Below are 24327 nucleotides of genomic sequence, written 5' to 3' on the forward strand. Positions count from 1 at the left end.
TATGCAAAATTTAGTACAAGTAGAATATAGCCAAACAGGGCAAAGTAAAAAGACGAACGAGCTGGGTATGCGCGAAATGCAGCAGAAAGCCTATGCAGCCAACACAGCACAGTACCTGTTAATAAAAGCGCCTCCAGCTTCGGGCAAATCAAGGGCACTTATGTTTATTGCTTTGGCAAAGCTGCAACATCAAGGAATAAAAAAAGTAATTGTAGCCGTTCCCGAACGAACGATAGGTGCTTCATTTGCACCCACTGAATTAAAAAAACACGGTTTTTTTGCTGACTGGAATCCCAACGACCGATACAATCTTTGTACGCCCGGTTCCGAAAAAAGCAAAGTATCGGCATTTCTCAATTTCCTCGATAGTGATGAGCAGATTTTAATCTGCACACATGCCACATTGCGCTTTGCTTTGGATGGACTGGATGAAAAAAGGTTGAACAACGCACTGATAGCTATTGATGAGTTTCATCATGTTTCGGCTGATGGCGATAATCGGCTGGGAGAAGTAATGAGAAACATCATGGCAAAATCGACTGCGCATATCGTTGCCATGACTGGATCATACTTCAGGGGCGATAATGTACCCGTTTTATTACCCGAGGATGAAGCAAAATTCACCCGTGTAACGTATAACTACTACGAGCAGCTGAACGGATATGAGTACCTGAAATCGTTGGGCATCGGTTATCACTTCTATCAAGGTCGGTATTTCAAAAAGCAACCCGATAAGGAAATGTCGGCCTTAGAAGAAATTTTAGACGAAAACAAAAAGACAATCATACATATCCCGAGTGTCAACTCGGCCGAATCATCTAAAGAAAAATATGAAGAGGTAAGCCATATCATCGATGTACTGGGCGATTTAGAATATCAGGATGAGAAAACGGGTGTATTATTTGTAAAGAGTAAACGAACGGGTAAAACTCTTAAGGTTGCCGATTTGGTAAATGACGACCCTCGCGCAAGAGAAAAAATAACAACTTACTTACGTGAAATAAAATCGCCCGATGATATTGACATTATTATTGCATTAGGCATGGCTAAAGAGGGATTTGACTGGCCTTACTGCGAGCATGCCTTAACCATAGGTTATCGTGGCTCGTTAACAGAGATTATCCAAATCATAGGACGTGCAACCCGGGATAGTAATAATAAAACACATGCCCAATTTACTAACTTGGTTGCTGAACCGGATGCAGAAAATGAAGAAGTAAGAGTTGCCGTAAATAATATGCTTAAAGCAATTACAGCCTCTCTACTGATGGAGCAAGTACTAGCACCCAACTTCAAATTCAAAGCTAAGAAATCGGATGATGACGATGATGATGAATCGGATGAAAACACAATTAAAATACATGGGTTTAAGCTTCCAACTTCGCAAAGAGCAAAAGACATTATCGAAAGCGATTTGAATGATTTGAAAGCTCGCATTTTACAAGATGATCAGATGCTAAAAGCAATGCCCGGAAATATTGAGGCTGAAGTGATAAACACAGTTTTAATTCCCAAAATAATACGGGAAGTTTACCCTGATTTAAGCGAAGAGGAAGTTGAAGCCGTACGTCAGCATTTGGTTGTTGATTCTGTGATTAAGAATAGTACGATAGAAGAGCAAGGAGGTAGAAAATTTATCCGTATGGCAGGTAGCTTTGTGAATATTGACGATATTCACATTGACTTGATTGACCAAATTAATCCATTCCAAAAGGCTTTTGAGATACTTTCCAAATCGGTTACTACCCAAGTCTTGAAATTGATTGACGACCATATTCAAGCTGTTAAAATAGATATGACTGAGGAAGAAGCGATTCTTTTGTGGCCTAAAATAAAAGAGTGGAGAGAAAAAACAGGCGAAGCTCCTAATATCCACTCCTATGACCCTAAAGAAAAGCGAATGGCAGAAGCCTTGGTATTTTTAAGAGAATTGAAAAGACAAAGAGCATTATCAAATGAGTAAGAAAATAACCATAGATGAGATATTTAATGATGATGACTTTGGGTTGTTAGACTCAAAGGCAAAGTCTACTTCCATAAAATCAGCTGATGACAGACTTATTGATTCTTTTGAAGAAATAAATCAGTTTATCGACAATAATAATCGGGAACCAAATAGTACGAGTATGTCTGAGTATAGTTTGATGGCCAGATTAAAGACATTCAGACAAGACGATGTTAAGAAAAAAATATTAAAGCCATTTGATAGGCATAATTTGCTTGGATTTGTTGAAATGGAAAGCCCTTCAATTGACGATATATTATCTGACGATGATTTTGGCTTGTTAGATACAGACAAAGACTTATCCATTTTCAGATACAAAAATATTCCAAAACAGGAAGAGAGAGCCGAAGCCGATTTTATAGCTCAAAGAAAATCGATGAAAGAAGATGAATTTGAACCTTATGAAAAAATGTTTCAACAGGTTCACAAGGAAATCAAAGAAGGAAAGCGAAAGATCAAGCCATTTCAAAATATTGAAAAAAACCTTCATGTTGGCAACTTTTACATAATAGATGGAATCCTTTTATTTCTTGAGTCAGCAGAAATAGAACAAACAAAAAGGTCATTGAAATCGGGTGATAGAGTAAGGAAAGATGGTAGAACTAAAACAATATTTGAAAACGGGACATATAGCAATATGCTTTATAGATCATTAGGAAAACAAATTCAGAAAGATGGAAAACTTATAACCAACACGTATGAGACCATCGAAAATGGATTGTTTGTAAATGCCAACATTGTAAAAGAGGAAGACATTCAAACAGGTTGGGTTTACATATTAAAATCGAAATCCACCAACCCTCAAATATCTGCAATTAAGGATTTGTATAAAATTGGATTTTCTACTACACCTATAGAGGAACGAATCAAGAATGCAAAGAATGAAGCCACTTATTTGTTTGCAGATGTTCAAATAGTTATTTCATATAAATGCTATAATCGGAATGCAGATAAGTTAGAGCAACTATTGCATAGGTTTTTCGCTTCTACCTGCTTGAATGTTGATTTGTTTAATGAAAGAGGACTTAGAATTACACCGCGAGAATGGTTTGTTGTACCATTAAACATAATTGAAGAAGCTATCCAGCTGATTTTGAATGAAAGTATCGTAAACTATAAATACAATGTAGAGACTCAAATAATAGAACTGAAATAACATAGAAATCAATAGGAGTCTGCCAGCATAGTATACACAGAACAGACAATGAAAAATAACATTCGCTTTCAAGATATAGATAATTTACTTTTTTGTGGCGATATCCACGGAGAGTTTGAGACCATTGTCTTTAAGCTTAATCAATACAATAATGCTGTTCTGATTGTTTGTGGTGATATTGGGATGGGATTTTATAAGGATGAATACTATTATACGCTGTTTAAAAAGCTGAATAGCAAGCTGTCAAAACAAAACAATCATTTACTTCTTTTTAGGGGCAATCATGATGATCCGACCTTTTTCAGCGGCTCGTTTAAAAAATATCCACACATACATCTGATACCAGATTACGGCGTGATTTCGGTTAATCAAACCAACGTTTTATGTGTGGGTGGAGCAACTTCCATAGACCGAAAGTATCGAATAGAAACAGAGTGGAGAACCGGGAAGAAATCTTACTGGGGAGAAGCAGAGCTGCCTTACTACGATAGCGAAAAATTGGATATGATTCATCAGCAATTTGCTAATGCGATTCACTTGGTAGCATCTCATACAGCTCCATCATTTGCTTATCCCACTTCAAAAGCAAATATTGCAACTTGGATAGCAGCTGATGAGGGATTAAATGACCTTTTGGATAAAGAAAGAGCGATCATGGATCAACTCTTTGCCAACTTACAAAAGTTGCAACCTAACATAACCGATTGGTACTACGGCCATTTTCATGAACATAAATTGGAGCAACATTACAGCATCGATTTTCATTTGTGTGATTGTTGCGAAATAAATGAGTTTAGAAAGTTTGACAAAATGAATTGAGAAAGGAATTGTATTATGAAAAAAATGAATAATAAAATACAGTTATTTGAAGAACGGAAAGTCCGATCTATATGGGACGAAGAAACCGAGGAATGGTATTTTTCAATTGTAGATGTAGTTGGAGTACTAACAGATAGTCCAAATCCGAATAATTATTGGAAAGTACTGAAAAACAGACTAAAGAAAGAGGGAAGTCAGTTGGTTACAAATTGTAACCAACTGAAAATGCAATCTTCTGATGGCAAATATTACAAAACAGATGTTGCTGATACAGAACAACTTTTTCGATTAATACAATCTATCCCCTCACCCAAGGCTGAACCATTCAAACTATGGTTAGCCGAAGTAGCCAAACAAAGGCTTGACCAACTACAAGACCCTGAACTCTCCATAGAACAGGCAATGACTGACTACAAACGTCTGGGGTATTCCGACAATTGGATAAACCAACGTTTGAAGAGTATTGAGATTCGCAAAGAATTAACCGATGAATGGAAACGACTTGGATTGGAAGAAGGGATCGAATTTGCTGTACTCACTGATATTATTTACCAGACATGGGCAGGTAAAAACGCCAAGGAATACAAGAAGTTTAAGGGCTTGAAGAAAGAGAATCTTCGCGACAATATGACTAATAAAGAATTGGTGTTGAATATGCTTGCCGAATTGTCTACCAAAGAAATTTCAGAAACAACGAATCCTGAATCATTTCCTGAACACGAAGATGTGGCACGTCGTGGAGGGAATATTGCGAAAGAAGCTCGCTTAAAACTGGAAGCAGAAACAGGAAAGAAAGTGGTAAGCCCGCTCAATGCAAAAAGCATTCACTCTATTGAACAAAAAAAAGAAGAAAATGAATGACTTGTTATCCAATATTGACAAAATACATACAACAGAATTAGGCATAGTACGGATAAAGAGAAATCTTTCGATAGAAACCGATGATGTTGTAAGTTGGTGTAAGCAGCAAATTCAGCAAGCAGACAGTATCATCAGAAGAGGTAAGAATTGGTATGCATCTATCAATAATGCGATAATAACTGTAAACGCATACAGCTATACTATAATAACCGCCCACAAAAAACAGAAAGTCAAGCGATAATGTTACCGATGTTACGCATATTATCTGTATCTTATTTGTACCATGGAATTATAACCAATTGATTTACACATATCATTTCTTTTGAAGAAGTGAAGTAATTACTATTTAAATATAAGTAGAAGCCGGTGAATTTCTCATCGGCTTTTTTGTGAACAAAAGTTAAATTATAGAGAGGGTTGCAACTTAACATATGATCTTTCGCATCAAATATTATGAAGGCCGGAATACACATAAACAATTAACACACAGTTCTACACAATATTAACTTAAACCACAAACGTTATGAAGAAATTTTTATTAATGCTGGTATTAGGAGCATTCTTTTATTCGTGTAATGATGATGAAACCAGAATAAACTGGGATGAACCGGACCCCAATTACCATGCTAAGGAATTTTTGCAGGATACAAAAGAATCCCTGAAACAGGAACATAAGATCAATACAGCCGATCTGCCTGTGACCATTACTCTGAAAGAAGGTGTGAAGATTACGATTCCTCAAAATGCATTCACTAAAAACGGGCAGCCAATTACAGGTGAGTTTACCGTTGAGGCATACGAAATGCTCAAGCCAAGCAGCATGATCTTTTCGGGAACGAATACAAACTACTACAATGGCTCATACTTCGAGTCGGATGGTTTCATCTTCATCGATGTAAAACAGAATGGAGTAAGCGTTGATCAGCAGTTGAATGCTCCGGTTACTATCAGCATCCCTACAGATAAAGAAGACGGCACATTTACTCAACTCTGGAAAGGAAATGAAGAAAGCGGAGACAATGACGATCAGTTTGCCTGGGAAGATCCGGAAAAAGATGACTTTGTAGAAGTTGGCCAGGAAGAGAGAGGGGTATTCTCCAATAACAAGCAATTCGAATTCCTTATTGGTAAACTTGGCTGGATCAACTGCGATATATCCTGGAATAGTACCAATGGTATGACAACTATCCGGATCAATTTGTATGGCCAATTTGATAAACTGGCTTCTTATCTAGGTTACGAAGGCGATACATTCGTATTCTTCCGTGCAAAAGGAGTATTGGTTCTGGTGCAGATCTATACTGCTGATGGTACTAATACAGTGAAGAGCTACGACAACGGAATGCCGATTGGTGCTGAAGGTAAGCTTGTAGCTTACTCTGTCAAAGAGGGTAAATTCTCATACGACGAAAAAGAGATTACAATAACAGCTGATATGTCTATTGATCTCGATCTGAAAGATATCAGCAAAGATGATCTGGAGAAGAATATAAAAGCACTGGATACATATGAATAACTAAACAATCACTAGATGAAAAAGGCAGGCCTGTGCTCAGGCCTGCCTTTTTCGTCTATATAAGATATTCTATTTCACTTCCAATTCTTCTATCAACCGCGGGCATTTCATCACCTTGTCGATGATATAAAGGACATAGCGGATATCTACATTGATACACCGTTGCAACTCCGGCTCGAACACAATGTCGCCGCTCAGGGCTTCCCAGTTGCCATCGAAAGCCAGTCCGATCAACTCTGCTTTACCATTGAATACAGGGCTGCCCGAGTTTCCGCCGGTTATGTCATTGTTAGACAAGAAGTTTACATGCATCTTGCCATCCGGAGCGGCATATCTGCCGAAATCACCCTTAGCCAGATCATCGAGGATATACTGCTGCACACCGAATTCAGGATCGCCCGGTTTCTGTTTGTCCAGTACACCCTGAGATGTGGTGTAATAGTCATAGTACACGGCATCGGCCGGTTTATATCCACCGACAGAACCATAACTCAAACGTTGGGTAAAGTTGGCGTCCGGATAGAAAGCCTTTTTTGGTTCCATTTCCATCAATCCTGCCATGAATAAACGGCTTCCTTTGCTGAGGCTTGCGCTATATGGTGCAACTCCTTTTTTCAGCAACTCGAGACAGGGCTCTAATGATTTGGAAAGCTCTATAGCCGGATCGCTCATCATAGCCTCTTTATCGCCTGATGAAGCAAGGGCAATAGCGCCGTCCAGTGACGTGAGCTTGGTATTGTTGTAGAACCATTCAGCATATTTATCGTAATCTCCCCCGAATTCGTTTTCTATCTTACCATAAACAGAAGGAAGATATTCGGCAGGGACACGTTCTGCATATAGTTTTAGCAGAACTGGCATCACTTTACGATCAAGAGATGGCTCGTAGTCTTTATAGATATTTGTCATCCGGCCTTTCAGTTCTTCTGCAACACCTCCTTTATCCATTTTGGTTGCAAACAAAACTGTATTGGCAAAGCGAACGATCTCTATACCATTGTAGAATGTTTCGAACAGGTAGGTCTGTATCTTCGCAGTCTCCATAGTCGCAGTATATCCTTCTTTCAGTGAAGGCAATACATTTCCGTATTGAGCTTCTTTACCGGATGATGTTACCCACAGAGAGAACTTATCTTCCAATTTTTCCTTATCCTTGATAACGCCCAGTTTGGCAATAGCTTCGTTCATACCCATTGCGTTTTTCCAGTAATTGGAACTACCTGCATATTTTGAAGCATATTTGATACGCACAGCATCGCTCGCATTCATAGCCGCACGCCATATATCCTGTTTTGCGCCACGCACTTCGATGCGGGGTTTATGTTCAGATTCTACCATCTGGGTAATTCCCCACGAGGACATATAGCGCTCGGTACTGCCCGGATAGCCGATAGTCATCGCATAATCCTTTTCCTTGAAACCTTTGATAGAAACGGGAACCGAATATTTAGGACGGTAAGGCACATTGTCGGGGCTGTAATTTGCTGCCTGATTGTCTTTATTGGCATATACACGGAAAACGGAGAAGTCTCCCGTATGGCGTGGCCACATCCAGTTGTCGGTCTCACCACCGAATTTACCCACAGATGATGGCGGTGTAAATACAAGCCTTACATCTCTGAATACTTCATATATTACCACATAGTATTTGTTTTCCGCATAAAAAGGGATTACCTGTGCACGGATAAACTCATTTCCTTTATATTGTTTCAGATATTCGTTTGATAATGAATCTATCTTTTGATCACGAACATCTTCCGTATCGTTTGCAGACAGACCTGAGGTCACATATTCTGTTATATCTTCAGTCTTTTGCAGGAATGATACGATCAGTCCCTCTGCAGGCAGTTCTTCGGCAAAAGTCTGGCTGACGAAGCCATCTTTCAGGTAATCGTGCTCTACCGAACTAAGCTTTTGTATATCGCCATATCCGCAATGGTGATTGGTGAATATAAGTCCCTGTTGCGACACAGCCACGCCGGTACATCCCCGGCCAAAGATAACGACAGCATCTTTCAGCGAAGGATTATTTTCATTATACAGGTTATCGATAGGAAACGTAAAGCCCAGTTCTTTCATGCGGGCGGCACTTATCCTGTTCAGCTCTTTCAGGAGCCACATTCCTTCGTCGGCTTTGACCATCAGCACGGAAAGGAACAGCGCAAATAATGTGAATATTTTTCTCATATTTATTTAATTATATTGATAATTTATGTTTATGTCTTCAGTATTTCATTTTAACTAAAAAGTTACAAAGCTGACAGATTTTTAGCTATTAGCTATCAGCCGATAGCTAATAGCTTTTTAACTAAAACCTGACAAACCTTACAGATTTTACTGTTTTTTCAAAGAACTCCTTATCATTGGTATATCGGCATATTAACCTATTAGCATATTAGCATCTTATAGATAAACTTTCTCGATTCCGATCACTACTTCTTCTTAAAGTATCTATTGACAAAAGGTATCTGCGATAACGGCATATCTTTCTTTACAATGATTGCTGCAAAGGCAACAAGGAAAATAGTCCTGTATGCCAGACGCAACACATCGTTCTCTATTTCGGGATACATAGCCACAAGATAGAACGCGATAGCCAGAACGAAATACACGAATATATTTTTCAGATCGTATCTAATAGGGAAATATTTCTGTCCGATGAAGTAAGATATAATAACCAGTATAAGGTTACAGATAAGTGTAGCCCAAGCACTGGCCATATAGCCGTATATAGGTACAAATATTATATTTATAGCCAATTGCAATACACACCCGAATACGGAAAAATAAGCCCCGTATTTAGTTTTGTCTGTCAACTTGTACCAAACCGACAGATTGAAATACACACCGAAAAGTATCTCCCCCATCATGGCTATCGGGATAATTTTCAGTCCCCCGACGTAATTTTTCCCAATCAGCTGCATAATGTATTTTATAATATCTATATAGAATACCACAGCAAGGAATACCAGCAGGGCGAATATGATATAATATTTCATCGCATTGGCATAGGGCTTTGTGTTTCCTTTTTCATTGCTTTTGCCAAAGAAAAACGGCTCATATGCATAACGGAATGCCTGAGTGAACATAGTGATAATAACAGCTATTTTGAGGCTGGCGCTATATACCCCCAACTGATAATCTGCATCTGCCCGTTCATCGAAAAGGAATGGATACAGGACTTGAGCCACCGTTTGGTTTATTACTCCCGCCAAACCTAATATCAATAACGGAAAAGAATACATGAGCATCCTGCGCAACAATTCTTTATCGAACCGGAACTTTACATCCTTCATTGTCGACGGAATCAGTAATAGCAATGTGGACAATGTGGCGATAAGGTTAGCTAAAAACACATATCCGATTCCCATACCAGGATGATAGAACTTAATCAGAGGAAAGTCTGGATGATTATCGTATAACCATGGACACAGAAGCAGGAAAATCAGATTGAAAAGTATATTGATGCCTATAAACGTAAGCCTCAGTGTCATAAATTTGAAGGGTCTTTTCTTGTATCTGAGATAAGCAAACGGAATAGCCATAAAGGCATCGGCCGCTACCACAAAAGCCATTATCATAATGTGTTCTTTATTCGGGTAGCGCATCAATTCCGAAATAGGATTAATGAAACAGATGCAGAGCAAAACAAAGAGAAGAGAAGTTACTCCTAACGAAATGAGTGATGTAGAGTATACATTGCCGGCATCTTCTTCTTTTTTATTCATGAAACGGAAAAAACCAGTCTCCATTCCGTAAGTCAGCAGGACAAAAAGAATTGCTACTATTCCGTAAATATTGCTGATTCTGCCATATTCTTCCGGGTTTGAGAATACATACATATGCAGCGGAACAAGGCAATAGTTAAGTATACGGCCTAATATACTGCTGGTTCCGTAGATCGCAGTATCTTTTGCCAAACTTTTCATTCCGCTTCCAGCCATATATTTCTTCAATTTGGGTACAAAAATAGCAAAATTAGTCATCAGTAGCGAGATATATCAGATAAGATTTTGCACAAATTGTTACATAACAGTAAGTGGAATCATGTAAATAAAGTGGAATAATCGGAGAGGGAATACAGGAAATGAGAACATTAAGCGTTTTAGATTTGTTAAAGGCATAAATAGGTTTTTAATTACACAATATGATTATTCGTCCGCCTACTGTAGATCAGGTATCAAATGAATACGAAAATTCCCTGCAGGATTATATTTTACCTCTCGAAAAAGATGACTCATTTAAAGTACATTACTTAACCGGAGATAAAGAGTTCATGATGGGGATACCTGGCGAAAACAGTATTGTTTTTATAATGAAAGGTAAGATATTGATTCAAAAAGATGATTCGGATTATATGATGTTCAGTACCAACAATATGTTCTTTATATCTAAAGCTTTTGGCCCTTACAAAAGCATTACGAAAGAGAGTTCTATATATATTGAACTGAAATCAGATAATCTTTTACCTTTTATCGATCAGGTATTGCTCAACCGGATTGTATCGCTGTATGCTCCTGATGCAATAGAACTGAACAAACTGCAAATAAAGAAAACATTGCGCTATTTTTTATCAGGGATTATCTATTACAGGCGCAATAAGATATTTTCAAAGTATGTGTATGACATTAAGAAAAAAGAATTTGTCTTCCTGATGAGAACCCTTTACGACAAACAGACCCTGGCCGGTTTCTTTTCTCCGGTATTACTCAGCCAGAACCATTTCAGAATGGATGTGCTGGCCAATTATACTCACGATAGTACTGTAAAAAGTTTATCGAAAAAATGTTTTATGACTACCAAGACTTTTACCCGGAAGTTCAAGGCTGAATTTGGAATGACTCCCCATAAATGGATTGTAAATCAGAAGGTAAAGAGTCTGGAATACTATCTGGTACATAAAACAGTGTCCGTAGATAATATCCTTACCGAATTTCATTTTTCCAGCATGACCGAATTTCTTCATTTTTGCGACAAGTATAATTTAAAGGCTAAATTGTTAGGTAAATAAGCTGGGATTATTTTGTCCCTTTTAAGACTTATTTTGTCCCTTTTTTCTGTTATGGAATATTACAATTCATCTTACTTTTGCGGCGTAAATAAGCATGTGTGATTTTTGTCGGCAAACATCATTATTCTCTTTATAGATATTGACAGGAGAATATTTCCAGACCTGTTTTTACAAGAGAAAAGACAAGGGAGAATCGGGATTCTTCTGTAGGAAACGATTGTCTTATCTGAATTAAAAAGAAAAATGAAATTATAATTTATTAATCTGGTCAAAATGAAATCAAAAAGTATGTTTTTAAGTGCAATTATAATTGCATTTTGTGCTGTGTCGTGCGATAATTCGGAGGAAACTGTAATACCTGAACCCACCGTTATAGAAGGAGAAAAGGCTACTCTAAGCTTACAAATTTCGGGAACACCACAAACCAAAGCCCAGGGTAACCCGGAACAGGAGGATAAGGTGCTGAAACTGGATGCATTTGTTTTTAATATGGATGGAACTATAGAATCTCAAAAAAGCGCAACCAGCCAAAATAACACTATTACCAAGGTAGATAATATTGCTGTGACAAGCGGAACGAAGAAAATATTTGTATTGGCTAACTATACCGGAGATGTATCGTCGGTAAAAACTTATTCGGAACTGCAACAGGTGGTGTCAGACCTGAAGAATGAAAAGGATAACGGACGGTTGACCATGTCTACCGAAGTGGTTGATGTTATAATCATTCCTGGTAAGAACTATTTAGGATACACAACCAACCCTACGGATGGTGTCTCTATAGAGCCTCATACATTCACCCTTACCAGACTGGTTGCAAGAGTGAAAATAGAAGACATGCAATGGCAGGGTGGGGAGTATACATTTGAAGATCCTACTGCTTTCATCTTGAATGCGGCAAAGAGTTCAAATATTGTGAAACTGGCGGCAGCCTCTTTGCCAACCGGTTATTACCAGGGGTTATCGGGAACAGGAGACTTGTATCCTTCATCCAGTACAGTATTGTCGGGAGCCGATAACTTCCTTACATCACCGGCTTCTAACAACAGTACATACTTCTATATCTATGAAAACCAGCCTGTGGAAGATAATATATTTCCTACGATAATTGTGTTGAGAGCAAAAGTCAAACAAAACGGGATATATATAAATAACATTCCCGGTCGTGTAGATACTAACGGATATACTTACTTCCCTGTTATTATAAACAAGGAAAGCGCTAACTCGACTATTTCGGGAGCATCAGACAATCATAAATATGTAAAACGAAACAATACATATAATATAAAAACTGTTGTAAAAGGCTTGGGAACCAGCAATCCTTTCAGCTCCGAGGCTCCTTCATCCTTGAATGTACAGATTTCGGTAGCCCCCTGGGCTTTGAATATTTCTCAGACAGTAGTTTTTGAATAGTCTATCTGTCCTGTATGGATACTTGCTTGATGCAATATTGTGTCAGGCAGGTATTCTTTTTTTTATCTGAAATTGTTTTTTTTTTAGGGAATGAGACCGATTGAGAGTCGATCTTGTATCTGTAAATCCAAAAAATGCCCTTCTGTTAATTTTATATCTATTATAGATGCTCGTATTTTTTTGATACTGTAAATAGAAAATATCAGGGGCGATAATACACTCAAAATAGCTATTTATATTATAAAGTTAGCTATAGTTTTACATTTATAAAAAGAATGTCTTTTTACTGAAGAGATATAAGGAATTCTGTCTGTTTATAATATTGAGATAATAAAAAGAATCTCTTTTCTCCATTTTTTTAATCATTCTTATTTGTCAGGTCTAGTAAACAAAGGGAATTAACATATAATCAATAATTAAGAAATGAGAACAAATGTACATGAAGATCTAATAGAAACAATAAAGACATCATTAAGCGAAAAAGATATAACGTTAACTAAAATAGAAAAAGACAAAATAGTTTCCATACTGGCCGATATTCTTTGCTTGGGCAAAGAGGCAATCTACAGGCGTCTCAGGGGCGAAGTCCGTTTTACATTCGAAGAAGTGGCTAAAATTTCTCTTTCTTTAGGCTTCTCGATAGATAATATAATAGGAGTTAAAAGTAATGAGAGGGCGATCTTTGACCTCAATCTGGTGGAAACAGATGATATTAACCGGAACTATGTGAGGCGGCTCGAAGAATATATTAATCTTTTTAAAAGAGCAAACAGAAGGTCTGGGGCAAAACTAAAGTGTGCTTTCAATAGCCTTCCTTATTTCTTTTATCTGCGATATGAGAACCTGGCGAAGTTTAAACTTTTCAAATGGGCATATCAGGTAAAGAAACTATATTCATTGCCTTTCAGGGAAATGGAAATTTCGAAAGAAGCGGTCGCCGCCCAAAGAACATTTGTACAGGAAGCCCGTAATATCAAGAGTGCCAGTATAATACTGAATCAGGATATTTTCTCATCTTTTATCAGAGAAATAAATTATTTTCATACTCTCAACCTCATAGATGAAGATGATATACAAAATATAAAGAGTGAATTGAATCAGCTATTGACAGAGATGGAATTGCTTACCATATCGGGAACATATAATACCGGAGCAGATATATTGCTGTATCTGTCTAATATCAATATCGATGCTTCATATATATTGCTGAATTATGATGTACATTCTTATGCGCACCTGAATCTGTATGGAATCAGTGGGATAGATTCCCAGAGTAATAAGGTATGCCAGACTCATAATGAATGGATAGACTCGCTGAAGAGATACTCGATACTGATAACGCACGGAGGCGAAATGCAGCGGTATAAATTCTTTCAGGAACAGAGAATGGAGATAAATTCATTGTGCAGCTTTATAAGTGCGTAAGAATTGCATAAAAGCTTTTTTCATCTGTCTGGCAATCTGTGAAGCATAAAAGGAGGAACATATTGTATTCAGATTCGATTTAAGAGTGTAATGTTTCACCGGATGGTAAAAATAGAAAGGGGGCAACAGTCAAATAGACAATATCTGTACCGAAAGCCGATAGTAGTTTTAATAGGTTTGCATCGGAAATAAATAATAATTCCTGATGCAGATTTAATAGAACTATTAAAGTGAAAATGAAAAGGTTTAACATATTACAAAATTGTACAGTAATTTTTTTTGTTGTCTTTGCTTATTTGCCTCTGTGTGCGCAGGTAACTATCGGTTCTGGGATAGAACCGGATATTGATGCAATCCTCGACCTAAAGGAGCAGGAGAGCGGAAGATCGACCAAAGGGCTGTTGTTGCCCAGGGTTTCCCTTAATTCAGTTGCGGGTAGCTACCCGTTAACAAAACATGTGGCCGGGATGATCGTATATAATAAAAATTCTAATACAGAAGTCACTCCCGGCCTATATTTCAATGACGGGTCAAAGTGGGTAAGGATGGATTTGCCTGACGGGACACCGGGACAGGTTCTCTCTTTGTCTGAGAATTTGCAGCCTAAATGGGTAACATTGAATGTTCCCGATATAAAAGATGATAACTTTATCCTGATGAATTCGAGTATATACATATATGAAGGAGGGGCAGACTTCAGCACAAATAATGGTATATCAACAACAACTATCGATTATCCTTTAAATAGTAAATGGGTTAAACTGGGCCCGTCATTTTCCATAACTCCCAAATATAAGAAGAACCGGCTGTTTATAACGGTACAAACCACAGTGCAAAAAAGCGGTACAGCGAACGGGTGGGTGTCGTATGCCGGAGGAATATTTGTAAACAATTTGCTGAAGTCGGTCAATATGGGGCAATTATCTTATTCTAACACGGGATCCAATACTTTCGAAACCATCTTGTTGCATATGGTTGTTGAAAACCTGTCTGCAAATAAACAAGAGATAAGTGTGGCGGTGACAAGGGTTAACAGCAGTGCTGGCCAAACTTATATAAGTATAGGCAAACCTTCGGCTAACGTTACAAACCTGAATAATTTTATGGCGAGACCATCAATATATTACCAATACTACGAAGATCCCACATCCGAAATATTTTAATTACTATAATGACTTTGATAAATTATAAATTAATGGGGCTCATCCTTTCGCTGAGTTTGGCTACCTGTGCGAAAGCTCAGGTAACAATCGGTTCACCGGACGAACCCGACGAGAATGCCCTGCTCGATCTGAAAGAATCGGGAAACTTAGCATCAAAAGGATTATTGTTGCCAAGAGTAGAGTTGAAATCTGTAACCGACCCCCATCCTTTGACGATGCATATAGAGGGCGCTATTGTGTATAATACCGTAACAAATGGGCTGATTCCGACCGGATTATACAGGAATGACGGGAGTAAATGGGCGTTGGTGCAGGTTCCCGAAGGTGGATCGGAAGGACAATTTCTGATGCTGGACAAACAAACGCTGGTGCCAAAATGGACGACCGTTTTTATTCCTGAGGTGCAAACAGAAGAATTTTCATTGATAGAAGTGGGGGCGTACAGCCAGAATACCGGAGCCGAGTTTACTACTAATTCGGGCGCCGGAATGTATACAGAAAACAGCATTATGACAAGCTCATGGAAGACAATTGCCGATCCGTTTCAAATTACGGTAAAGAAGGCGAATAACAGGACCATTCTATTTGTCCAGACCACTATATTACAGTCAGTATACAGTGCTTCGGGCTGGACGTCGTATGCCGGGGGAGTGTTCATAAATAAACTGTTGAAAGGTGTACGTGTGGGCACATTGAGATCATCGGGAAATAATAACGAGTTATCCAAGTCTGAGACATTGTTCTTCATTATCGAGAACCTTCCGATAGGGGTGAATACTATTCAGATCGCTTTTATCCGTCGCAACAGCAATACTACTGTCCCGTCTTTATATATAGGCAAATCTTTGAGCGCAAGCATGCCCGGATCAACATCCTTATCCTATCAGTATTATGAAAAATAAAGGATTTACTATTGTGTTAGGAGTCTTTACCCTGTTTTCAGTGGCCATAAGAGGGCAGGTCACTATAGGTTCGGGATTGGAGCCTGTAGCAGATGCATTACTGGATATGAAAGAATTTGTAGACGGCACTTCTGCAAGAGGTCTGTTGTTACCCAGAATGAGCCTTCCGTCATATACATTGGCCACTCCTTTATCGCGGCATGTAGAAGCTATGCTGGTATACAATCATACAAACGGAGGGGAGACCTGTATCAATAACGGAGTGAGATGGACAAGCCTGACAGTTCCGCAAGGAGATGTTAACGGACAATTTCTGGTGCTGAACGCAGAACTGAAACCCGTGTGGACAGTAATAACCATTCCGTTGGCTATGGAAAACAAGTATTCGCTGATAGAGTCTAGGTCTATACCTATAAACAGTGGTATAGCCTTTTCTTCCGATAATACAGGTTGGATTCAATTGGGCGATTTCTTTAATATAACTCCCGCTCATGTAAAGAACAGGATTGTTATTACTGTCCAAACTATCGCACTGAAAGAATACAGGAACAACTATACTTCGGGCTGGATATCCTATTCAGGAGCTGTCTTTGCCAATGGCCTGATTATGGATTCCCGTATAGGGAGGCTTGTTTATGAAAGTTATAACAATACCGAGGTGTTTCAGGTCGAAACATTACATTTTGTGCTGGAGAATATGCCCCTGTCGGAACAAAAAATACACATTGCCTATAAGCGTCGCAACAGTATGAATTCGGGTGGGCAGGCTCTCTATATCGGAGCTCGCGGAACAAATAACACCCTGAATAATTTTGTTACACGGTCGATAATTTCATATCAGTACTATGAAGACAGGACGTCCCCGGGAGAGTAGTGTTTAATTATTATATTTTTAAAGGAATGACCTCTTGTGAAAATATTTTGCAAGGGGTTTTTCTTATTTTTTCTGTTGAGAATAATATTTTCACCATATAGAGGCCTGTCAGCCACATCTTCTATCATCCATCCCCAATAATTATCGGCTGTTATTTGTTTTTCAACTATCTTTGCAGGATTAAGAGTCTGTTTAAATTTTATAGCAAATCTTTTTTATAGCAACATTTAGATGGATTTTTTATATTTTACTCGCTGGTTTAGCGGGCTAAACCAGCGAGTAAAATATAAAAAAGACGCTAAAAGAGCAGAAAAAAGTTACTAAGAATTCGAAGAATCGACGGAGTCAATTATTTGTATGGACCTATAATAAAAATTTCGCTAAAATTTAAACAGGCTCTAAGATTAATATTATTTATAACTGATAAGCTAAACATTTATCTACACCGTACGTTTAAACTTAAAGCATGAAAAAAATTGTGATCGCGATCGACGGCTTTTCGTCAAATGGTAAGAGTACTATGGCTAAAAGCCTTGCTAAAAAGATAGGTTATATTTATATAGACAGTGGAGCCATGTACAGGGCTGTTACTTTATATTGTATTCAGAATAATTTATTTGAAGGCGGTAAATTGGATAAAGAACGATTACAAAATGAAATAAACGGTATAAAGGTAGAATTTCGTATAAATAAAGAGACAGGATTGCCTGATACCTATTTAAACGGAACGATCGTAGAATCTGCCATTCGTACTATGGAAGTATCGTCGAGAGTGAGCGAAGTAAGCGCTATCCCTTTTGTGCGTCATGCCATGGTCGCCTTACAGCAGGAAATGGGCAAAGCCAAAGGGATAGTAATGGACGGTCGCGATATTGGTACGGTAGTATTTCCCCATGCAGAAATGAAAATATTCGTTACGGCCGATCCCGAAATAAGAGCCAAACGGAGGTTTGACGAATTACGTTCGAAAGGCGATGATAAAACCACTTTCGAAGAAGTACTTGAAAATATAAAGAACAGGGATCATCAGGATCAGACGCGGAAGGAAAGCCCGTTGAAACAGGCCGGTGATGCAATCCTGTTGGACAACACATATATGACCATTGACGAACAACTGAAATGGTTGATAGATAAGTTCAAACAAATAACTACAAACTAATGAGTAATATAGAGATAGACGAAAAGTCAGGCTTCTGTTTCGGAGTCGTAAATGCCATAAAGAAGGCCGAGGAAGAACTGGCCAAGGGAGGAACTCTCTACTGTCTGGGCGATATTGTACACAACAATCTGGAGGTAGACAGGCTGGAAAAGCTGGGATTGAAAACCATCAATCACGAAGAATTCGCCAAACTGAAGAATGCCCGGGTTTTGTTGCGGGCACATGGTGAGCCGCCATCCACATACCAGACAGCAAAGGAAAACAATATCGAGATCATCGATGCCTCGTGTCCGGTGGTACTCCGTCTGCAAAAAAAGATACACAACAAATATAACGACGAAAAGAACAATAATACACAAATTGTAATTTACGGGAAAAACGGCCATGCCGAAGTAAACGGATTGCTGGGACAAACCGATTCGAGTGCTACAGTCATAGAAAAGAAAGAAGACCTCGATAAACTTGATTTTACAAAAAATATCTGCCTGTTCTCTCAGACAACCAAACCCCTTGACGGATTCCAGGAGATAATAGATATTATACAGAGCCGTATGCAGGGCGACGCTAAGTTTGAGTTTTTCGATACCATTTGCCGCCAGGTTTCAAACCGTATTCCTAATATCAAAGAATTTGCATTGAAAAATGATATAATTTTCTTTGTGGCAGGAGAAAAAAGCTCGAACGGAAAAGTTCTTTATGCCGAGTGTAAAAAGTATAATCCGAATTCATATTTTATAACCACCCCGTCCGACATAAACCCCGAAGTAGTAAGTAAAACAGCATCTATTGGTATTTGCGGTGCTACTTCTACACCAAAGTGGCAAATGGAAGAAGTAGAAGCTAAAATAAATGAAATCCGATTAGGGTTAAATTAACCAAAATGCTTTTAAAATTTAACTTTATCAATTATTTTATTCTTACTTTTGCACTGGATTTCACAAAAGGCATAGTTATAGAATAAAATTAGGTAAGTTATGGCTAATATTAAGTGTATTGGAGTTTTAACATCCGGAGGTGATGCCCCGGGGATGAATGCCGCTATCCGTGCTGTTACCCGCGCCGCTATTTTCAACGGAATCGAGGTAAAAGGTATTATGCGCGGTTACAAAGGTCTGATCTTCGATGAGATCGTCCCTTTCAAGACGAATAGCGTCAGCAACATCATCCATCAGGGTGGAACTGTCCTGAAAACAGCGCGCAGTAAAGAATTTCAGACTCCCGAAGGACGGCAGATAGCTTACGAAGCCTTGCAAAGAGAAGGTATAGATGCAATGGTTGTTATCGGAGGGGACGGATCGCTTACTGGTGCGCGTATATTTGCGCAGGAATTCAATTTTCCGATTGTAGGATTGCCGGGTACTATCGATAATGACCTTTTGGGTACCGATCTTACCATTGGTTACGATACAGCACTAAATACGATAATGCAGGCTGTGGATAAAATCCGTGATACTGCCAGTTCCCATGAGCGTCTGTTCTTTATCGAGGTAATGGGACGTGAATGTGGTTTTCTCGCTCTTAACGGAGCTATAGCTTCCGGAGCAGAAGCCGCCATTATCCCTGAAATGATGATGCAGCAGGACCAGTTGGCCGACCTTATATCGAACGGGTTCCGCAAAAGTAAAAATAGTAGCCTTGTGCTAGTTACCGAAGGCGATATAACGGGTGGTGCTATGGCAATGGCCGAGCGTGTGAAGACGGAGTATCCTCAGTACGACGTGCGAGTGACTATTCTCGGGCATGTTCAGCGTGGAGGCTCTCCGACAGCCAACGACCGCATTCTGGCAAGCCGGATGGGTGCTGCGGCAATAGATGCCCTGCTCGACGGCCAGCGCAATGTGATGATTGGTATCCAGAACGATGAAATCGTATATGTGCCATTCTCTAAAGCGATTAAAAAGAACAAGCCTATCCAGCAGAATCTTGTGGATACTTTGAGGATATTGTCGATATAACAGATAAAATAGAATATCGGAAAGGGAAGCCTATATAAGCTTCCCTTTTTTTATTGGAAGAGTATTTTATTATTATCTTTGGAATATCAATTATCGTATAATGCTATGAAAAAACTAATTACCTTATTTTTAATTTTGCCGTTATTGTTAAGTTGTAGTAATGATGATGAAGATCAGGAAGAACCTGTGGAAGATCATGCTATTGTTGGCGTTTGGAAATCATTAAACGGTATGCCTTATTGTATTAGATTTACCAGGGGAGGAAAGGCTTATGCATGCAACGAATATGGGATTGAAGAGAAAGTGTATTATGCTGAGTATACTTTGGAAGGATCAGTATATACTGTAAAGGATGATCGTGTCCATATTGTAAGGACTGTCCGGTTTAAAGAATCAGGTCTGATAGATGATATTTCGCTAGAAAGCAAATATGAAATATTAAACCATCATCCAGATGATGCGTATATAGAAGGGGCATTTCTCATAACAGAATATAATTTAAAAGATGACAAAAAAGAAACCTGTTATTACCAAAAGGTAGAATAATATAAAGATGAACCTGTTTATAAATAAAGAGAGGCTGAATCTGTAAAATTCAGCCTCTCTTTTTATGTGATATGTAACTTATTTTGTTAAATATTATCCATATTCCGTTTGATGAACTTATTCAAAGCCTCACCTTTCAGCATACCATTTGCCAGTAATGCGAGGTCTACCAGCTGGCGAATGTCCTTACTTTCTCCGGCATAGGCAGCCACCGCTTCTTTGTCTTTGCCGTCAACATCAGTCATAATCTTCTTGATCAATGGATGCTCCACATTCAATACAAGATTATAATTGTCCGGCATTTCACCGTAGAATGCCATTCCTGCCTGCATGGCCGACATTTCTTTCATCCGGCGCATGAATTCATTCTGGGTGATCTGTATAGGCTGTGCATTTTCATCCAGAGCTTTATAATCGACAGTAAATTCAGTCTTATCTATTTTAGGTATTTGAGAAGTAAATGCTTCGTTCAGTTCTTCTTTCTGCTTGTCGGTCAGTTTTACTTCTTTCGAGTCTTCTTTTTGTATCAGGTTCTCTACTGTATCACTGTCGACACGGATAAAGCGGCTCTTCTCAAATTTCTGCTCCAGGAAACTGGCCATATGTACATCGAGTTGTCCGTCAAAAAGTAAGACATCATAACCTTTATCCTTAGCTGTGCCAATGTATGAGTACTGCTCGTCTTTATTGTTGGCATACAAATATATAAGGTTGCCATCTTTGTCTGTCTGATCCGGAGATATGAGCGTTTTGTATTCCTCGAAAGTGAAAGCCTTACCATCAGTGTTTTTCAGCAGGCAGAATTTCTGGGCACGCTCATAGAATTTATCATCAGTCAGCATACCGTATTCGATGAATACTTTCAGGCTGTCCCACTTATCTTCAAACTGGCCACGGTCGTTTTTAAATATCTCTTCCAGCCTGTCAGCCACCTTTTTAGTGATGTGGTTCGATATCTTCTTCACATTCTGGTCACTTTGCAGATAAGAGCGCGATACGTTCAGCGGAATATCCGGGGAATCGAGTACACCGTGCATCAATGTTAAAAATTCAGGTACGATTCCTTCCACCGAATCGGTAACGAAAACCTGGTTGCTGTAAAGCTGTATTTTGTTGCGGTTGAGGTCTATATTACTTTTTATCTTAGGGAAGTAAAGTACCCCTGTCAGTTTGAACGGATAATCCACATTCAGGTGTATCCAGAACATAGGCTCGTCTGAAAGCGGATAAAGCTCCTGATAAAATTTCTTATAGTCTTCATCATTCAGATCAGCGGGCTTGCGTGTCCAGAGGGGAGTAGTATCGTTTATTACATTATCTTCGTCGGTGTCGACCGATTTTCCGTCCTTCCATTCGGTCTTTTTCCCGAATACAACAGGGGTAGGGAGGAAGCGGCAATATTTCTTCAGCAGGCGGTCTATCTCTCCTTTTTCGAGGAAATTTTTATTCTCGTCGTCTATATATAATATAATATCGGTTCCTCTGTCTTCTTTTTCTACCGGTTCTATTGTATATTCCGGCGAACCGTCGCAACTCCATTTCACAGCTTCGGCTCCTTCTTTATAAGACTTGGTCACGATTTCTACTTTCTTGGAAACCATAAATGAAGAGTAGAATCCAAGTCCGAAGTGTCCGATTATTGCGTTAGCGTCATTCTTGTATTTATCGAGAAATTCGTTTGCCGACGAAAAGGCGATCTGATTGATATATTTGTCTATCTCCTCGCTTGTCATACCTATCCCTCTGTCAGATATGGTGAGAGTACCCTTGTCCTTATCCAGTGTTACCCTGACAGCGAGGTCACCCAATTCTCCTTTAAAATCGCCCAGCGATGAAAATGTTTTTAGTTTCTGTGTTGCATCTACTGCATTAGATACCAATTCGCGGAGAAATATTTCATGGTCACTATATAAAAATTTCTTGATAATAGGGAAAATATTCTCCGTTGTTACACCAATTTTTCCTTTTTGTTCCATATTTTATTTGTTCTTTTAATATTTATTTGTTTCTTTGTAATACAGGAAGACAAATTGAGTGCCAAATGAACTGTTCATGCCAAATTGACCGACCCAAAGAAGTATAATTAATATACTTTCTCTTCTGATAGAAAATATTTATTAAGCATAAAGCTTTTTTTTGTAAGTGTAATAGTTTGATTACTAATGCTTTAATTCCGATAAATGCTTATTTTAACATCCTTATTTTTTTATAAGATATTTTTTTGTTTTGGAACTGGAAAAAGTATATAACTTTGATCTGTCAAGCAACAAAGACATATAAATAAAGCGTTATTTAAAAACTTGTTGTACTAATTTGAGCCATATGCACTAATTTAAAAACTATAAAGAAATGGCAGCACTAGATAACAACACCAAAGGATTTGAAGACAAGTTGATAGACTTGCAGAATAATATGATGAATTTTGCTCTTACCCTTACCTCAAATAGGGAAGAGGCAAAAGATTTGATACAGGAAACTACCCTCAGAGCTCTTGATAATAAAGAAAAATATTATGAAAATGTTAATTTCAAGGGGTGGGTGTTTACTATCATGCACAATATTTTTGTGAACAATTATCGCCGTGTGGTTCGTAGCCAGACAATGATAGACCAGACAGAAAATCTCTATCATCTGAATATGCCACAGGATTCGGGTTTCGATACACCTGAGGGCGCATACACTGTAGCCGAAATAATGAAGGTAATGAATAGTTTCACTGACGAGTACAAAGTACCATTCAGTATGCATGTGTCCGGCTACAAATATGAAGAAATAGCACAACGCCTTAGTTTGCCTATAGGCACAGTTAAGAGCCGTATATTCTTTGCCCGCAAACGCCTTCAGCAAATGCTTGCCGATTACAAATATCAGGACAGGGTATAGAATTGATTTATTAGAGCGGAAATAATATGAAAAGGCCTGCATGTATTTGCAGGCCTTTTTTGTATATCGATAGAGTTTTTTTATAATTGAATAGACGCTGTGAATTAAATTTATTATATTTGTATGGATAAATTATAGATAAAAATAATAAGGAAAATTATATGCATAATTGGTTTGAATGCAAGGTTAGTTACGAAAAAACACTAGAGAACGGAATGCAAAAAAAAGTAACAGAACCTTATCTTGTAGATGCTTTGTCTTTTACCGAAGCCGAAGCCCGTATAACAGAAGAAATCAGGCCTTATATATCAGGAGAATTTACAATAGCTGACATTAAACGCGCCAAACTATCGGAATTATTCTTCAACGATAACGGAGACCGCTTCTTTAAAGCAAAAGTAATGTTCATCACGCTGGATGAAAAGAGCGGCACAGAAAAGAAAACAGCCGCACAAATGCTGGCTCAGGCTTCAGATATTAAAGAAGCGCTGAAAGTCGTGGAAAAAGGCATGGAAGGAACGCTTGCCGACTATGCTATAGCCTCATTGACAGAAAGCCCGATTATGGACGTGTTCCCATATTCGGAAGATGAAAAGAAAAAAGTCATTCTTACATAAACATATATTAAGGAGGTCATAA

Annotated in this window: 21 protein-coding genes; 18 read left to right on the plus strand and 3 right to left on the minus strand. The window is 38.5% G+C overall.

Translation table 11 applies throughout. From position 1 onward, the window contains the following. The first annotated feature begins 1 nt into the window (after position 1). The 6 genes from GGR21_RS16315 (at position 2) to GGR21_RS16340 (ending at position 6357) form a co-directional block, all read left to right on the plus strand. Positions 2 to 1963, plus strand: coding sequence for a DEAD/DEAH box helicase (locus GGR21_RS16315; RefSeq protein ID WP_183308304.1), 1962 nt, complete (start codon positions 2 to 4; stop codon positions 1961 to 1963). Further along, positions 1956 to 3161, plus strand: coding sequence for a GIY-YIG nuclease family protein (locus tag GGR21_RS16320; RefSeq protein ID WP_183308305.1), 1206 nt, complete (start codon positions 1956 to 1958; stop codon positions 3159 to 3161). The genes GGR21_RS16315 and GGR21_RS16320 overlap by 8 nt, the downstream gene beginning before the upstream one ends. A 48-nt stretch (positions 3162 to 3209) precedes the next feature. Beyond that, entirely contained in the window at positions 3210 to 3980 is a 771-nt protein-coding gene (locus GGR21_RS16325; RefSeq protein ID WP_183308306.1) for a metallophosphoesterase, read from the plus strand. Between the two features lie 24 nt (positions 3981 to 4004). Next, a complete protein-coding gene (locus tag GGR21_RS16330) occupies positions 4005 to 4841 on the plus strand; it encodes a BRO-N domain-containing protein (RefSeq protein ID WP_183308307.1) in 837 nt (278 codons plus the stop codon). After that, positions 4834 to 5082 carry a DUF3781 domain-containing protein gene (locus tag GGR21_RS16335; protein WP_183308308.1) on the plus strand — a complete coding sequence of 83 codons (249 nt, stop codon included), beginning with the start codon at positions 4834 to 4836 and terminating at the stop codon, positions 5080 to 5082. The genes GGR21_RS16330 and GGR21_RS16335 overlap by 8 nt, the downstream gene beginning before the upstream one ends. 282 nt (positions 5083 to 5364) lie before the next feature. Continuing rightward, positions 5365 to 6357: a hypothetical protein gene (locus GGR21_RS16340; protein WP_183308309.1), complete on the plus strand. Its 993-nt coding sequence runs from the start codon at positions 5365 to 5367 to the stop codon at positions 6355 to 6357. 69 nt (positions 6358 to 6426) lie between these two features. On the opposite strand, the gene GGR21_RS16345 is transcribed toward GGR21_RS16340, so the two are convergent. Further along, complete coding sequence (locus GGR21_RS16345) at positions 6427 to 8544, minus strand: S46 family peptidase (protein WP_183308310.1); 2118 nt, start codon at positions 8542 to 8544, stop codon at positions 6427 to 6429. Positions 8545 to 8789: 245 nt separating this feature from the next. Continuing rightward, positions 8790 to 10301 (minus strand): oligosaccharide flippase family protein, encoded by a 1512-nt coding sequence (locus tag GGR21_RS16350; RefSeq protein WP_183308394.1) that lies wholly within the window; start codon positions 10299 to 10301, stop codon positions 8790 to 8792. A gap of 203 nt (positions 10302 to 10504) precedes the next feature. On the opposite strand from GGR21_RS16350, the gene GGR21_RS16355 reads away from it, so the two are divergent. The 10 genes from GGR21_RS16355 (at position 10505) to GGR21_RS16400 (ending at position 20805) form a co-directional block, all read left to right on the plus strand. Then, positions 10505 to 11368, plus strand: a complete 864-nt coding sequence (locus GGR21_RS16355; protein WP_183308311.1) for a helix-turn-helix domain-containing protein — start codon at positions 10505 to 10507, stop codon at positions 11366 to 11368. A gap of 273 nt (positions 11369 to 11641) precedes the next feature. Beyond that, positions 11642 to 12781 carry a fimbrial protein gene (locus GGR21_RS16360; protein WP_183308312.1) on the plus strand — a complete coding sequence of 380 codons (1140 nt, stop codon included), beginning with the start codon at positions 11642 to 11644 and terminating at the stop codon, positions 12779 to 12781. A 423-nt stretch (positions 12782 to 13204) separates the two neighbouring features. Then, the gene (locus GGR21_RS16365; RefSeq protein WP_183308313.1) at positions 13205 to 14206 is read left to right on the plus strand and encodes a hypothetical protein; all 1002 of its coding nucleotides are present in this window, start codon (positions 13205 to 13207) and stop codon (positions 14204 to 14206) included. Between the two features lie 236 nt (positions 14207 to 14442). Then, complete coding sequence (locus tag GGR21_RS16370) at positions 14443 to 15369, plus strand: hypothetical protein (protein WP_183308314.1); 927 nt, start codon at positions 14443 to 14445, stop codon at positions 15367 to 15369. Between the two features lie 8 nt (positions 15370 to 15377). Then, positions 15378 to 16271 (plus strand): hypothetical protein, encoded by an 894-nt coding sequence (locus GGR21_RS16375; protein WP_221233027.1) that lies wholly within the window; start codon positions 15378 to 15380, stop codon positions 16269 to 16271. After that, the gene (locus tag GGR21_RS16380) at positions 16261 to 17145 is read left to right on the plus strand and encodes a hypothetical protein (protein ID WP_183308316.1); all 885 of its coding nucleotides are present in this window, start codon (positions 16261 to 16263) and stop codon (positions 17143 to 17145) included. The genes GGR21_RS16375 and GGR21_RS16380 overlap by 11 nt, the downstream gene beginning before the upstream one ends. 466 nt (positions 17146 to 17611) lie before the next feature. Beyond that, complete coding sequence (gene cmk, locus GGR21_RS16385; RefSeq protein ID WP_183308317.1) at positions 17612 to 18304, plus strand: (d)CMP kinase; 693 nt, start codon at positions 17612 to 17614, stop codon at positions 18302 to 18304. After that, on the plus strand, positions 18304 to 19179 hold the full coding sequence (locus GGR21_RS16390) for a 4-hydroxy-3-methylbut-2-enyl diphosphate reductase (protein ID WP_183308318.1): 876 nt from the start codon (positions 18304 to 18306) through the stop codon (positions 19177 to 19179). Before cmk ends, GGR21_RS16390 begins: the two co-directional genes overlap by 1 nt. Before the next feature lie 99 nt (positions 19180 to 19278). Beyond that, positions 19279 to 20259, plus strand: coding sequence for a 6-phosphofructokinase (gene pfkA / locus GGR21_RS16395; protein ID WP_183308319.1), 981 nt, complete (start codon positions 19279 to 19281; stop codon positions 20257 to 20259). 105 nt (positions 20260 to 20364) lie between these two features. After that, on the plus strand, positions 20365 to 20805 hold the full coding sequence (locus GGR21_RS16400; RefSeq protein WP_183308320.1) for a hypothetical protein: 441 nt from the start codon (positions 20365 to 20367) through the stop codon (positions 20803 to 20805). Positions 20806 to 20891: 86 nt separating this feature from the next. Here GGR21_RS16400 and htpG read toward each other — a convergent pair whose 3' ends face one another. Then, positions 20892 to 22781, minus strand: coding sequence for a molecular chaperone HtpG (gene htpG, locus GGR21_RS16405; protein WP_183308321.1), 1890 nt, complete (start codon positions 22779 to 22781; stop codon positions 20892 to 20894). A gap of 373 nt (positions 22782 to 23154) precedes the next feature. On the opposite strand from htpG, the gene GGR21_RS16410 reads away from it, so the two are divergent. Beyond that, positions 23155 to 23688, plus strand: a complete 534-nt coding sequence (locus GGR21_RS16410) for an RNA polymerase sigma factor (RefSeq protein ID WP_183308322.1) — start codon at positions 23155 to 23157, stop codon at positions 23686 to 23688. A 161-nt stretch (positions 23689 to 23849) separates the two neighbouring features. Continuing rightward, entirely contained in the window at positions 23850 to 24305 is a 456-nt protein-coding gene (locus GGR21_RS16415) for a DUF4494 domain-containing protein (RefSeq protein WP_183308323.1), read from the plus strand. The last annotated feature ends 22 nt before the right edge of the window (positions 24306 to 24327 follow it).

The organism is Dysgonomonas hofstadii, assembly GCF_014196915.1.
Taxonomy (GTDB): domain Bacteria; phylum Bacteroidota; class Bacteroidia; order Bacteroidales; family Dysgonomonadaceae; genus Dysgonomonas; species Dysgonomonas hofstadii.